Annotated in this window: 15 protein-coding genes and 1 pseudogene; all 16 read left to right on the forward strand. The window is 39.3% G+C overall.

Annotated elements, in window-relative coordinates; all coding sequences use genetic code 11:
- The first annotated feature begins 102 nt into the window (after positions 1 to 102).
- On the forward strand, positions 103 to 1,023 hold the full coding sequence (locus PY091_RS01025; protein ID WP_275647893.1) for a leucine-rich repeat domain-containing protein: 921 nt from the start codon (positions 103 to 105) through the stop codon (positions 1,021 to 1,023).
- A gap of 97 nt (positions 1,024 to 1,120) precedes the next feature.
- Entirely contained in the window at positions 1,121 to 2,797 is a 1,677-nt protein-coding gene (locus PY091_RS01030; RefSeq protein ID WP_275647894.1) for a hypothetical protein, read from the forward strand.
- Positions 2,798 to 2,913: 116 nt separating this feature from the next.
- A complete protein-coding gene (locus PY091_RS01035; protein WP_275647895.1) occupies positions 2,914 to 3,804 on the forward strand; it encodes a hypothetical protein in 891 nt (296 codons plus the stop codon).
- Positions 3,805 to 3,953: 149 nt separating this feature from the next.
- Positions 3,954 to 4,406 (forward strand): YybH family protein, encoded by a 453-nt coding sequence (locus PY091_RS01040; protein WP_275647896.1) that lies wholly within the window; start codon positions 3,954 to 3,956, stop codon positions 4,404 to 4,406.
- Between the two features lie 79 nt (positions 4,407 to 4,485).
- Positions 4,486 to 4,872, forward strand: a pseudogene (locus PY091_RS18675) (VOC family protein).
- Between the two features lie 622 nt (positions 4,873 to 5,494).
- The gene (locus PY091_RS01055; protein WP_275647899.1) at positions 5,495 to 6,076 is read left to right on the forward strand and encodes a Crp/Fnr family transcriptional regulator; all 582 of its coding nucleotides are present in this window, start codon (positions 5,495 to 5,497) and stop codon (positions 6,074 to 6,076) included.
- A 65-nt stretch (positions 6,077 to 6,141) separates the two neighbouring features.
- Positions 6,142 to 6,765, forward strand: coding sequence for an FMN-dependent NADH-azoreductase (locus PY091_RS01060; protein ID WP_275647900.1), 624 nt, complete (start codon positions 6,142 to 6,144; stop codon positions 6,763 to 6,765).
- A gap of 29 nt (positions 6,766 to 6,794) precedes the next feature.
- A complete protein-coding gene (locus PY091_RS01065) occupies positions 6,795 to 7,580 on the forward strand; it encodes a DUF6090 family protein (protein ID WP_275647901.1) in 786 nt (261 codons plus the stop codon).
- Positions 7,581 to 7,612: 32 nt separating this feature from the next.
- Positions 7,613 to 8,260 carry a peptidylprolyl isomerase gene (locus tag PY091_RS01070; RefSeq protein WP_275647902.1) on the forward strand — a complete coding sequence of 216 codons (648 nt, stop codon included), beginning with the start codon at positions 7,613 to 7,615 and terminating at the stop codon, positions 8,258 to 8,260.
- A gap of 87 nt (positions 8,261 to 8,347) precedes the next feature.
- Complete coding sequence (locus PY091_RS01075; RefSeq protein WP_275647903.1) at positions 8,348 to 9,091, forward strand: DUF6090 family protein; 744 nt, start codon at positions 8,348 to 8,350, stop codon at positions 9,089 to 9,091.
- Positions 9,092 to 9,095: 4 nt separating this feature from the next.
- Complete coding sequence (locus PY091_RS01080; RefSeq protein WP_275647904.1) at positions 9,096 to 9,578, forward strand: hypothetical protein; 483 nt, start codon at positions 9,096 to 9,098, stop codon at positions 9,576 to 9,578.
- Positions 9,575 to 10,279, forward strand: a complete 705-nt coding sequence (locus PY091_RS01085; protein ID WP_275647905.1) for a CPBP family intramembrane glutamic endopeptidase — start codon at positions 9,575 to 9,577, stop codon at positions 10,277 to 10,279. The genes PY091_RS01080 and PY091_RS01085 overlap by 4 nt, the downstream gene beginning before the upstream one ends.
- Before the next feature lie 12 nt (positions 10,280 to 10,291).
- Positions 10,292 to 10,924 carry a hypothetical protein gene (locus PY091_RS01090; RefSeq protein ID WP_275647906.1) on the forward strand — a complete coding sequence of 211 codons (633 nt, stop codon included), beginning with the start codon at positions 10,292 to 10,294 and terminating at the stop codon, positions 10,922 to 10,924.
- Between the two features lie 98 nt (positions 10,925 to 11,022).
- Positions 11,023 to 11,469, forward strand: coding sequence for a DUF2059 domain-containing protein (locus PY091_RS01095; RefSeq protein WP_275647907.1), 447 nt, complete (start codon positions 11,023 to 11,025; stop codon positions 11,467 to 11,469).
- A gap of 144 nt (positions 11,470 to 11,613) precedes the next feature.
- Complete coding sequence (locus PY091_RS01100; protein ID WP_275647908.1) at positions 11,614 to 12,369, forward strand: DUF2268 domain-containing putative Zn-dependent protease; 756 nt, start codon at positions 11,614 to 11,616, stop codon at positions 12,367 to 12,369.
- Between the two features lie 131 nt (positions 12,370 to 12,500).
- Entirely contained in the window at positions 12,501 to 13,046 is a 546-nt protein-coding gene (locus tag PY091_RS01105) for a hypothetical protein (protein ID WP_275647909.1), read from the forward strand.
- The last annotated feature ends 34 nt before the right edge of the window (positions 13,047 to 13,080 follow it).

Consider the following 13,080-nt stretch of genomic DNA (forward strand, 5'->3'; position numbering starts at 1 on the left):
TTATGATTATTTGATGGAACAAAATCGCTGATTCTCCTTGTTACTTTGTAACATTTCTGATGATTTTGAGTCATATATGCTCATCATCAAAAAACAATCAGAATGACATTCTCCAAAATGGCAAAATCTTGCTATGCCTTTATTTTTATTTCCTCTCTTTTTCTAATAGGTTCGTGTTCCGACGATAATGGCAATGATACCTTGCCAAACAACCAATACCTCTTGATTCCGGACAACCATTTTGAGCAATTACTTATTGATCAAGGCATAGATACAGACGGCGCCATTAATGGACAAATGCTACGGGAAGAAGCCGAACAAATCACTCGATTGGACCTGAACCTAAACAGCCACTTTGGTGAAATCGAAGACCTTACGGGAATCGAAGGGTTTACAAATATTACTTTTCTATCGGCGGCCGGCCAAAACCTAGAAGACATTGATCTAAGTGCAAACACACAATTGGACACCTTGTACCTGCAGAACAATTACCTCACTTCCCTCGACCTGAGTAAAAATACCAATCTGATCTTGGTGCATGCGTTGGTAAACGAATTGACCGAGATTACTGGACTAGAGCAAGCAACACAATTAAAGGAGTTGAACTTATCGTATAACTACTTCGAGGATTTTAGCATTACCAATGCATCCATGGAACATTTGCTGATGAGCGACAACGAATTGACATCTTTTGATTCCTCAGAAGCACCCCATCTTAAAAGTATATCATTGACCACCAATCAACTGAGCACGGTGGATGTAAGCTCCAATCCACTTTTGGAAACCGTGGTGATCTCCAATAATGCGTTGCAAAACATCAGTCTAGAGGACAACCCTAACCTGATGTATTTTTATGCTTCGTCCAATGTATTGAGCACTTTGGATGTAAGCCAAAATACAGCGCTGATTGATTTACGAGTGGACAGAAACCCGGATTTAAGCTGCATCAAAATCCATAGCGGACAAGAAATACCTACGGTATCAATATCCGAATACCAAGAATTGAACGAGAATTGCCAATAAGGGTTTAGATAGTACAAAGCCCGCAAACCATGGACTGGAACTTTTGTTTTTAAAGGATATTTCGCCGAACTTGAAATCCTCTAAAAACATAGACCCATTGAAAACAACCACCACCCTTCTTGCTTTTGTATTCGTGCTTTTGCTCAGTTGTAACACCGATAAAAAGGAAAGCACTGCAGAAACCTCGACCACAACTCAAAATTTCACCTCCAACGATTATCAAGACCTAGTAGCCTTGTTCAAGGAATGGAGAACGTTCGAGAATCCTCCGCTTTTGGATGGAGCTCCCGATTACACCGCAGCAACCTTCGAGAAACGTTGGCCAAGGTTTAAAGAGCTACAATCTCAACTACAGAGTATCGACACAACCAACTGGTCCGTGGAGAACCAAGTGGATTGGATGATCGTTTGGGCCGAGATGAACGGCTACGACTTCAACCAGCGTGTTTTACAGCCTTGGGTGCGCGATCCCGCCTATTACAAAGTGGTCTGGACCGCTAAAAGCGATGTGCCCGCCCACGAGGGACCCACCAATCATGGGACCACGGAACTGTGGACTTATAATTTCCCATTATCCACCGAGGAACGTTCCAGGCTATTGTCCGACCTACAAGTAATTCCGCCATTTTACACACAGGCCAAGAAAAACTTGACAGGCAACGCTCGGGAGTTATGGATCACAGGTATCCGGGATATCAAAAACCAGAGCATCGTGCTCATCGACTTAAAAGAAAACGAGGCCATTACCAACGATGCCGAACTGGTGGCCGTAATCGATGAGGCCATAGCCGCTACCGACGACCTTGCGGGTTGGTTGGAGACGGAATCCGAATCCAAAACAGGCCCTTCGGGCATTGGCAAGGACAATTACACCTGGTATATGCAAAATGTGCATTTGGTGCCGTTGACTTGGGAAGATGAGGTCATGATCCTAAAACGGGAACTCGCCCGTGCATGGACCTCCCTAAAATTGGTGGAGCACAACAACAGAAACCTGCCGGAACTGGTGGATGCAGACTCCCCAGAGGCTTATGATAAAATGGCCGATGCCTCCGCTAAAAGCTTGATGGACTTTTTGGAGCAACAGGACATTGTTACCGTAAAACCGTATTTTGACCCTGCCCTACGCGAGCATTTGGGGGAGTTTATCCCCAAGGAGAAACGTAATTTCTTTTCCATTGGAGAGCATTACGATGCCCGCCCCCTCTACTCCCATTTTTACCATTGGTTTGAACTCGCGCGCATGGATTTGGAACCCCATAAAAGTGAAATACGGAAAGGCCCTTTATTGTACAATATTTGGGATTCCAGAAACGAAGGTACCGCGACGGCCGTGGAGGAAATGTTTATGCAAGCAGGTCTGTACAATGATAGCCCACGGACCAAAGAGATCGTATACATTATGATCGCCCAGCGTGCCGCCAGAGGTTTGGGCTCGTTATATGCCCACGCCAATGAAATGACCATGGAAGAAGCCGGAGGCATCCACAGCGAGTACACGCCGCGGGGTTGGATGAAGACCGAAAAGGAACTGCTCATTTTTGAGCAACACCTCTATTTGCGCCAACCCGGGTATGGATCTAGCTATATTACCGGTAAATATTTGCTGGAAGCCGCCTTGGCCGATTATGCCCGACTACAGGAACTGGAGGGCGAACCCTTTGCCCCAAAGGACTTTTTTGATACGCTGAACAGTATCGGCAACATCCCTATTTCTCTCGGACATTGGCAAATGACGGGCTCCAAGGAGCATTTAAAGACCATTACCGAGTAAACACAGTATAAAACAAAAGGAACGAGGGCCGTAAAATTGCCTTACCCCCTAAACCAAATTTCCTACCTTTAAGAAAACCTATATTAATGCTTTCATAAAACAATAAACAAATTCCAATGAGCAGTATTCAGGACATGAATAATCGCATGAAACAAAATCGGAATTTGCGGCCTTCAAAGCGTCAAAAGTTCAAGGCGAATAATAGAGAAACCCTATACAAAGAATCAAACCCAGAGGACAGACCAAAATTCAAGGAGTTTTCTGAATTTCAAATAAAAAAAACAATTTATAAAATTCGAAAAAGGGCGGAATCGGAAAGGCGCATGGATTTGATATTGATTATTTTAATTATTGGAATAATTAGTCTTTTTATTGCTTACTTCATTTTTACTGAAGAGAACTCTGTAAAACAAAATACGGACAATAGAACCACAACCAATGATGATACCACTCAACCAATAATTTGGAATGGAAAACTATCTGATCCATTGGAACTGCCATTTTCAGACTTATACTACGCTCCAAAGATCAAGGGTTTGGACTTGAATACACAAATCGAAAAATCAATCGAAATAAATTTAACAACTATGGTAGCTGACAGCACCATCAATATTCTATTTTTTGACAGCGATTGCAATTTGATACGTGAGCTTCTTCCAGCTGATGGGCATATTCGATGGATGTATACTGGACCGATAAAGGAAAATATGGGGCCTAAGAGAAATCTGTATGCACTATCCAAAGATGATACAAACAATGACGGACTTATAAATGACAAGGACACGGATTATTTGTTCATTTCAGAACCTAATGGTAAAGGTTTATCTAAAGTTACTGAGCGACGAATAAATAGCATGCAATGGATAGGTAGTGGAAATGAGTTATTTATTGAATTTCCGAATCCAAACAATTTCTTTAATCCTCAAAAACAAAAAGATAGTCTTTATGGAATTTTTAATACAGAGACCAATTCTTTAAGATTAACAAACCAAAAAATAAACAATTAAAACGCTTCACAACAACAGCCATAATCTATTGCTCCCTCCTCCCCTAAACGAAATTCCCTATTTTTAAGAAAACAAACACATATAGCGGAGACAGATATACATAATTCCTCAAAACGACATGCTGTAACCATAACCAACACGGATAACCAATGAAAAATACCAAACCCATTCTTTTTGCAGTGCTAAGCATACTGTTTTTCACGTCGGAATTATTTTCCCAAACCGATAAGGAACAAATAGTATCCATCAGAAAGGCATCCAATTCAGCATTGAAGTCTTATGCAAATAAAGAGGTGCTTTCTTATTTAACGGATGATGTATTGACCACTACAGGAAATGGAACGCTATTATGTGGAAAAGCGGAGTTGGAAGAATATATTTTGGCGGGTGGAGAAAGTAAAATGTATTGGATACGCGATACAAAAGACATAATAATCAATGCAAAAAGAGGCTTGGCTTGGGAAACTGGAGTTTGGAATGGATATGATCCGGAAAAAGGTGAAGATGCTATCGTCAATGGGAATTATTCAGCAATGTGGACTAAAGAGTCTGGTATCTGGAAAATTAAATCACAACTCTTTGTAACACTGGGTGAAAAATAACGCATTATGCCCTAACACCTTGTATAATTCCTTGCTGCCATCCTAAACTAAATTCCCTATTTTTAAGAAAAGTAGAGTAATGAAACTAGAGCATATCGCTATTTGGACTTCTGATCTAGAAAAAATGAGAGCGTTTTACCTACGTTTTTTCGAATTGGAATCCAATGAAAAGTATTACAATCCAAAAAAAGAGTTCAGTTCTTATTTCCTCTCCTTTAAAACAGGGGCACGCATCGAATAAATGCATCGGCCCGATATTTCCGAATTCTTGGAGCATAGGGATGCGAAATTGGGCCTTACCCATTTTGCTATATCCGTGGGTTCCAAACAAAAAGTAGCTACCCTTACCGAAACCATCCGCAACAACGGATTTAAGGTCATAGGAGAACCCAGAACCACTGGCGATGGCTATTACGAAAGTGTTATTGCCGACCCCGAAGGCAATTGGATCGAGATAACGGAGTAAAGCTACATGGTTATCCTCAAGGTCATTTCGAAATGAGGAACAAAGTTCCGATTGAGAAATCCAAAAAAAGAGATTTCTCACACTCGCACAGCTCGGTTCGAAATAACACGCTCCTTGATTAGTGTTTATTCGTGCCATTAGTGTCAGCCTATTAGCCTTTGAGAACTCACTATCATATCTTTACAGTAAAGAAATTGGATTCCTGCCTACGCAGGAATGACAGCACGGAACCCCTGCACCGCATCGATTGAGAAATCCAAAAAAGAGATTTCTCACACTCGCACAGCTCGGTTCGAAATGACAGTATTAAAGTCATTCGTGAAAATTCGTGCCATTAGTGTCAGCCTATTAGCCTTTGAGAACTCACTATCATATCTTGACAATAAAGAAATTGGATTCCTGCCTACGCAGGAATGACAGCACGGAACCGCAGCACCGCATCGATCGAGAAATCTAGTTTTCTCACACTCCCACAGCTCGGTTCGAAATGTCAACGATCTTATTCCCTTATGGAAAAGTTACGAACATTGGCTATAATTCATTGTCCCCTCCTACCCTAAACTAAATTCGCTATTTTTAAGAAACTAAACGTATATAGTCGAGGCCGTTGGCACCCATTGATATGAAACAGGGACTCATAACATCAATATCCAAACACATTACCTTAAGTTACGAGGAAGCCCATTTAATCGAAACGTTTTGGACGGAAAAAACCCTTGAAAAAGGGGATTATCTATTGCGAAACGGGCAAACCTGCCGTACCGATAATTTTGTGGTGAACGGTGCATTAAAGGCTTTTTACATCAACCCCGAAACAGGAAAGGAAGAGATTCTATATTTTGCCATTGAAAACTGGTGGGCAACGGATATAGATAGTTTTCAAAAACAAAGACCATCCATCTACAACATTCATGCCATTGAAAAAACCACGCTGCTTCAAATCAGCCACGACTCTTTTCAAGAAATGCTCAGGCAACTACCAAAACTGGAGCGCTTTTTTAGAATCATCCTGGAAAATTATCTGGGGAGTTTACAGAAAAGAATCATCTTGAATAAAACCCTCGATGCGGAACAACGCTATTTGGAATTCTTAAAAGATTACCCAGAGATTTCCAAGAGAGTACCCAACTATCTCATTGCTTCGTATTTGGGCATTTCTGCCGAATTTTTAAGTAGGATCCGCAAAAAAATCGAAGCATCTTGAACTAGGTCAATTTTTTTCCTATTTCCGATAAGGAACTTTGTCTCGTAATCTAAAAATTAGGAATTATGAACAAAGTATTGATCATTAACGCAAGTGTTCGAAACGAAAGATCGCAGAGCAGAAAGCTGACACAACTTTTCGAGGAAAATTGGCAAAAGAAACATCCGAACGACCTTTTCACCCACCGCGAAGTTGGATTGGAAGAGATACCCCCCATTAACGAAAAATGGATTGCCAGTGCATTCGTCCAACCCAATGAAAGAACACAAGAAAACCAATCAGGTGTTACCCTTAGCGATGCATTGGTAAAAGAGTTTAAAGCACATGATATTTATGTTTTGGGGACACCTATGTACAACTGGTCCATTCCAAGCGGACTAAAGGCCTACATTGACCAACTTATGCGGATCAACGAAACTTGGAAATTTCGTTCAGGCAAACCAGATGGAGATTATGTGGGTATGCTTGAAAACAAAAAAATGTTCATCCTGTCCAGTCGTGGAGACACAGGTTATGGAGAAAACGAAAAAAATGAACACATGAATTTTCAAACCACCTATTTAAAGTTCGTTTTTGGAATTATGGGCATAAAAGACATTTCAATCATCTCTCTGGACAATGAAGAATTTGGTGGAGAATTATTTGAGAACTCTAAGAAAGAAATTTACCAAAAGATGGAACGGATTTAAAATCATATCTTTAGGGAAACCAACCTCCAATGATCAAGTTCTTTCGTAGCATCCGTCAGCGATTGCTTTCCGAAAATAAGTTCAGCAAGTACCTCCTCTATGCCATTGGCGAAATTGTACTCGTGGTCATTGGTATCTTGATTGCACTTCAAATCAACAATTGGAACGAATCAAAAAAGAACTCCAAAAAGGAATTTTATCTGTTGCAACAATTGCAAAAGGAATTTAAAAAGGATAGTAGTCGAATATCCACACAAGCTTCGTTGACCAATTTAAAAATGCAAGATGGAAAGATGGTAAAATCCTTTTTGGAAGGAAAGACCAATTTAGGAGCAGATTCCTTGGTTAGCTTTTTGTTTTATAATAGTAAAGCATTGTTGTTCCAAAGCCACACGCCTACGTATGATGAAATTATTTCATCTGGTAATTTAAACCTGATTACGAATGAAGATTTAAAAGCAAAAATCTCTAGCTATAAAAGTGATCTTAGTTTGATAAATTCTTTTTTATTCATGGAAGCCCATGAACATAAAGAGCGGTACAATCTCCATATATATAAATACTTCGATTCGGAGATCATGACATATTTGTGGAAAAACAATGGTAGAAAAGATAGAATAATTTCGAACGAGGCCATTAAGGATTTTAAAACAGATATCAATGGCTATAAAAATGATTCAAATTCAATATACCATGTCAGCACCTTGATTGGTGTTGATGCAGAACTAAACTTTCAATACACCCAAAGAATAAATATTAGGATCTACGAAATTTTGGATGAATTGAAAAAAGAATTAAAAAAACCTGGACTTTAATAAACCACAACTAACCAAATAATAAATAACGGATGAAAAAAATAAAATACAGGTACCTATTCCTTGGGGTTGTATTAGTGACAATTCTATCATGTAAATCCAACTTTAAATTAAAGTGGACGAATGAAAAAGCACCGGAATATTTCACAGCGAAATTTGAAACCACCAAAGGTGATTTTGAAATCCAATCAAGAAGGGAGTGGTCACCAGCTGCTGTTGATAGGCTCTATCAATTAATAGAACACGGATTTTATACAGACATAGCCATCTTTAGGGTACTTCCCAATTATGTGGCCCAATTTGGGATCCATAATGATAGTACCATTACATCATCCTGGAATAGGGTGAAAATTAAAGATGAGCCGGTACTAAAACCCAACACCCAAGGTTCGGTAAGTTTTGCCCGTGGAGGACCAGAAACCAGGGGAACACAATTGTTTATTAATCTAAAGGATAATTCCCCTCGTTTAGATACTATTTCGTTTATGGATGTAACGGGATTTCCTGTAGTAGCCCAAGTTATTTCAGGTTTTGATGTAGTAGAATCATTTTATGATGGCTATAAAGCGGAATTGGATGATAAGCAGGGTACAATTTATGATCAAGGCAATACCTATTTGAGGAAAAATTACCCCAAATTGGATTATATACACAAGGCATCTATTACAAAAGAGGAATAAAACGGGAAAGCTTATAATAAATCGTAGTGTGTAAACACGTTCAATTCCAATCCTTTAAAATCATATCTTTAGAGAAACCAACCTCTCATGATCAAATTTTTTCGCAGAATCCGTCAGCAATTGCTTTCCGAAAATAAGTTCAGCAAGTACCTACTTTATGCCATTGGTGAAATAGTACTTGTGGTCATTGGTATCTTGATTGCATTGCAGATCAATAATAAGAATCAGGAAAGAATCAATAGAGATTATGAACTAACCATGCTGAGGGAAGTTAAAGAAGCCCTGGATAAAGACATCTACAACTTGGAGGGCGGAATTAAAAATCTTGAAGAATTAAAACAAAGCGTTATTGTGTTGACGACTGTTCGAAATGGATCAACTTACCCTCAGGATTCATTGGACCACCATTTTAACAATGTAAGACAAGGAGGTATTGCACTTGCAATCAATTATAGTCCATACGAGTCCATCAAGTCCACAGGATTAGATAAAATTTCAAATTCCGAACTTAGAAATAGCATTACGAATTTATACGAGGTAAAATTAAAAGCAGTGGAGTTTTGGGTCAATGAATTTATTAGAAGAAAACTGTATGAGAAAAATGACTTGGTCGCTGCCATATTTGAGAAGAAAATTATCCCCGATACAACAGATGGTTTAAAAGTGGAATATATCATAAATCATGAGTTGATCCATACCAACGATCAATTCGATGACTTTCTAGTTGCATCTGGTGGTTATATCCCCATTGCCGTTAGAAATATCAGTTTCGCAATAAAAGAAATGAAATCCCAGGCAAAAGAAATAGCATCTGAACTGGAAAAAAACTAAGGATATGTTAGAAACACTGGAAGAATATGCATTGATCGCTGAAATAATATCAGCGGTTGCCATCATAATATCGTTAATATTTGTTGGTGTTCAGATAAGAGAAAATACAAAAGCAACACAAGCATCTACTTTTCATGAAATTGCAGCTTTGGACATCAACATACTGCTCAATTTTAGCAGTTCTCCAGAATTGGCAAGATTGATCACATTGTTCAGAGATGATCCCGACTCATTGAGCGAGGAAGAACAAATTCATGGGTTTTATTTGTTCGGCGCCGAGGTTCGGCACGTTGAAAATTTGTTTTTACAAAATGAAAACAAGATGTTGAGTGCCAAAAATTGGAAATCCAGAAAGGCACTGGTAGATGGCATAGTACTCTCCGCTGGATTTGGGGCATTGTTAAAACATCCGTTCAGTAAGTTTTTTGACGGCTCATTTATTGAGTATGGTAGAAATCAAAGAAAAAAATCAGGAATAACAGAATGATCGGAGTTTTAGTATTGATTGCCATTTCATGGTTGCTTTTATATCTGCTAGAAAAGAAGACCATTTTAGCATTGGGATTTTTTCCCGTAGCAAAACGACTAAAACAATTCTTGATCGGATTTTTGGTCACGGCCGTGCTCTGTGTTCTGGTTCAATTACTGGAAGCATATTTAAAATCATCCACATGGGTTTTAAATCAAAACATTTCAGCCGCAGCTATTTTGCATTCTTTTTGGTGGGATGTTAAGTCCGTCCTCACCGAAGAACTTATTTTTCGTGGGGCTTTGTTATATCTACTTATCCAAAAAATAGGCACTACAAAAAGCATCTTAATCTCTGCCATAGCATTCGGGATTTACCATTGGTTCTCTTACGGAGTTTTAGGAAATGCAATGGCCATGATCTTGGTATTTATAGGGACAGGATTAATGGGTTATGCCTGGGCATGGGCTTTTTCCAAAACAAAATCCATAATGCTCCCGTTTGGACTCCACTTGGGCTGGAATTTTATTTACAACAGCATATTCTCCAAAGGACCTTTGGGCGATTTGGCATTGATATCTAAAGGAGGCCATGAATTAACGGATTGGGCTTCCTTATTGAACTTTGTCAGTGGATTGGTCTTAGTGCCAATTATAGTACTGCTCTATGTTCGGTATTTTGTGAAAAAAGAAACAGAGGTCAATCCAGAAATAGAGTAATAACCAAGGGATATGATGAGCCCAAAACGAATATTAAAGGTTCTTCCCACCATAGGGATTTTGATGTTCATTGCTATTTACGCTTATGCATCCCACCTATACCCCGGAGGTTCGCTGGCAGATGTAAATTCAGCAGGTTTTGATTGGCTCAACAATCATTGGTGCCACTTAATGCGTGAAAATGCCTTGAACGGCGTTCAAAACAAGGCAAGACCTGTTGCCATTGCCGGTATTACAATGCTTTGCGCCAGTATGATCATCTTTTTCTTTCAGTTTGCGAATCATTTTGAGAAAAATAGAAATTGGAACATAACCATTAAGGTTTCGGGGACCTTGGGCATGTTATCGGCCTGTTTCATTTTTACCATATACCATGATATTATGACTTCCATTTTAAGCGTATTTGGCACCTTGGTCATTATTGGAATGTTACGGGCGCTGTATAAAAAACGGTTGATTTTTTTAATGGTAATGGGCGTATTTTGTATCCTAATTGTGGCAATGAACAATTATTTCTACTACAACGAAAATCTTACCCAATATTCACCGATTATTCAGAAAATAGCCTTTATATTGATTCTTTCCTGGACGGTTTTCCTTAATTTGACCATAACTAAAAATGAGCTGAAAAATGGAATAGAATAATAGGCCCGTTCATACAACTATTTAATATCTGTGCCGTTTACTATTTCCGAACATTGCATTACAAGAAATTCAAATAACCGATTAAAAACACTACAACCATGACTAAAAAACTATTGATCGTTGCACTGGTACACCTTTTAAGCTTTACCGCATTTGGACAAACTGATGGGGAATACAGCAAAACCCTTAAACGAATGTTTGAGGTGTCGGGTACCGAAATATCTTTCCAAACTGCCATTAAACAGATGTTCTCCATGTTTAGGGAACAATATCCAACCATAGAAACTGAAATATGGGTCGATTTGGAGAAGGAATTTTCCAAAACTTCATTAAATGAACTAACTGAAATGCTTGTTCCGGTTTATTCCAAACATTTAAATCAACAAGATTTGGAAGATTTGATCCAATTTTTTGAAACACCCGTTGGAAAAAAATATGCCGCAAGTACACCCTTGATTTTACAGGAATCCATGCAGGTTGGACAACAATGGGGAATGAAAATTGGACAGGATTTTCAAAGAAAACTTCAGGAAAAGGGGTACTAGAACCAGCTATTTCCTGTTAAATAATTGGATTTTTAAGGGTTTCAACCTGTCTTGGACGGGTTGCGACTATCTGTTTGTCTGGTTCTTTTTCCATTGATGTAACATTTTTACTTCTACCGAGTCTACAGGTAAAATACATCATCAATGAAATCAATCAAAATCCTATTATTCCTTCTTGTGAGCACAGTCATCAGCAATTGCAAGAACAGTCCGAACAGTACAGAAACAGCAAGTTCCATCATCACCTTTTTGGATAATGGCGAAGAATTCACCCCTTCAGAACAAAAGCAAATTCGAGAAGTGGTCCTGCAATCCGAACAAGAAATCAGAACCTTGTTGCCCACCCTACCCGACAGTATTAATGTTTCCTTTGAAATTGTGGATTGGGACCTTGATGTGGTCGGGGGTGTTACCGGTCGCACGGAAACCAATTCTCCTCCCGTAGTGTTTATCCAAATTTCGGAGAACTACCCTGGTGGTATTACCGCTGCAACCCAAAAGGCATTAAAACATACCATTTTTCACGAATTCCATCACTTGTCCAGGGGTTGGGCCATTCAGGATAACAAATACGGACCTGGTATTTCCATAGCGGCCATAAACGAAGGTTTGGCCGTTGTTTTCTCCGAGGAATACACCAACGAAGCCATGGAAGCTGATACGCCCCCAGCAGAAGCCATTGCGGAGGCATGGGTAAAAGAGATTAGAGCATTGCCCATAAATGCCAACTATCAACATTGGATGTTCCAACATCCTGATGGCAGACTGGCCGTGGGTTACCGCACGGGAAATTTCCTGATCAGAAAAGCGATGTCCGAATCAGGAAAGGACATACTTGAACTCAGCGAACTTACTCCGGATGAAATTTATCAATTGGCCGGCTATGGGCAAAGCAATTAATTCTGATTTCTAAATAATTTCAACACACTGATTTTAAATACTTTATTCGCATATTAATAGTCCCCCGGACCTCCATACACTGTCATCCTACTTTTAGGGTATAACTAATAGCAACCAAACCCGTTAGTACGATGAAAACACCATTCAAATTAATTCTGGTCCCTTGTCTTGTAGTGCTAATTCATTTTAATAGTTATGGGCAGGAAAAAGTAAACGTAGCAGCAACTATTGGCGCCCCTGACCTTATCGGTATCGGGGTGCGCTTTCAGATGCGTCAATCACAAATAGGATTGAGCTATGGTTTTGCTACGATAAACGATTCCTATGACAAAACCTATATTATTTCTGCGGAGTACTTCAATCACTTTAGTGGACAATCCAAGTTTACCAATAGAAGACCTTGGTATTTTCGTGGAGGGTTCAATTATATGGTAGACGAGGACGATTATTACAAGGACACTTATCTCTATACCAGCCTGAGACTTGGAAGGGATTTCAATGTTTCCAAAAAAATCGGTTTCACCTTTGATCTTGGGTTGATGGTGGAACTGCTACATAACGAAAAGGAGAAGCAACCGTTGGAAGTACCTTACTGGTTCAATTTTGATTGGGGGTTTTCTTCGAGCGATGCCAAAGTATTGCCTGCTCTTTCACTGGGACTGTTTTATCGAATTTGACCTAACAAATGCCATTATAAGTTTATTTCCACAA

It is taken from the genome of Flagellimonas okinawensis (assembly GCF_029194005.1).
GTDB lineage: Bacteria > Bacteroidota > Bacteroidia > Flavobacteriales > Flavobacteriaceae > Flagellimonas > Flagellimonas okinawensis.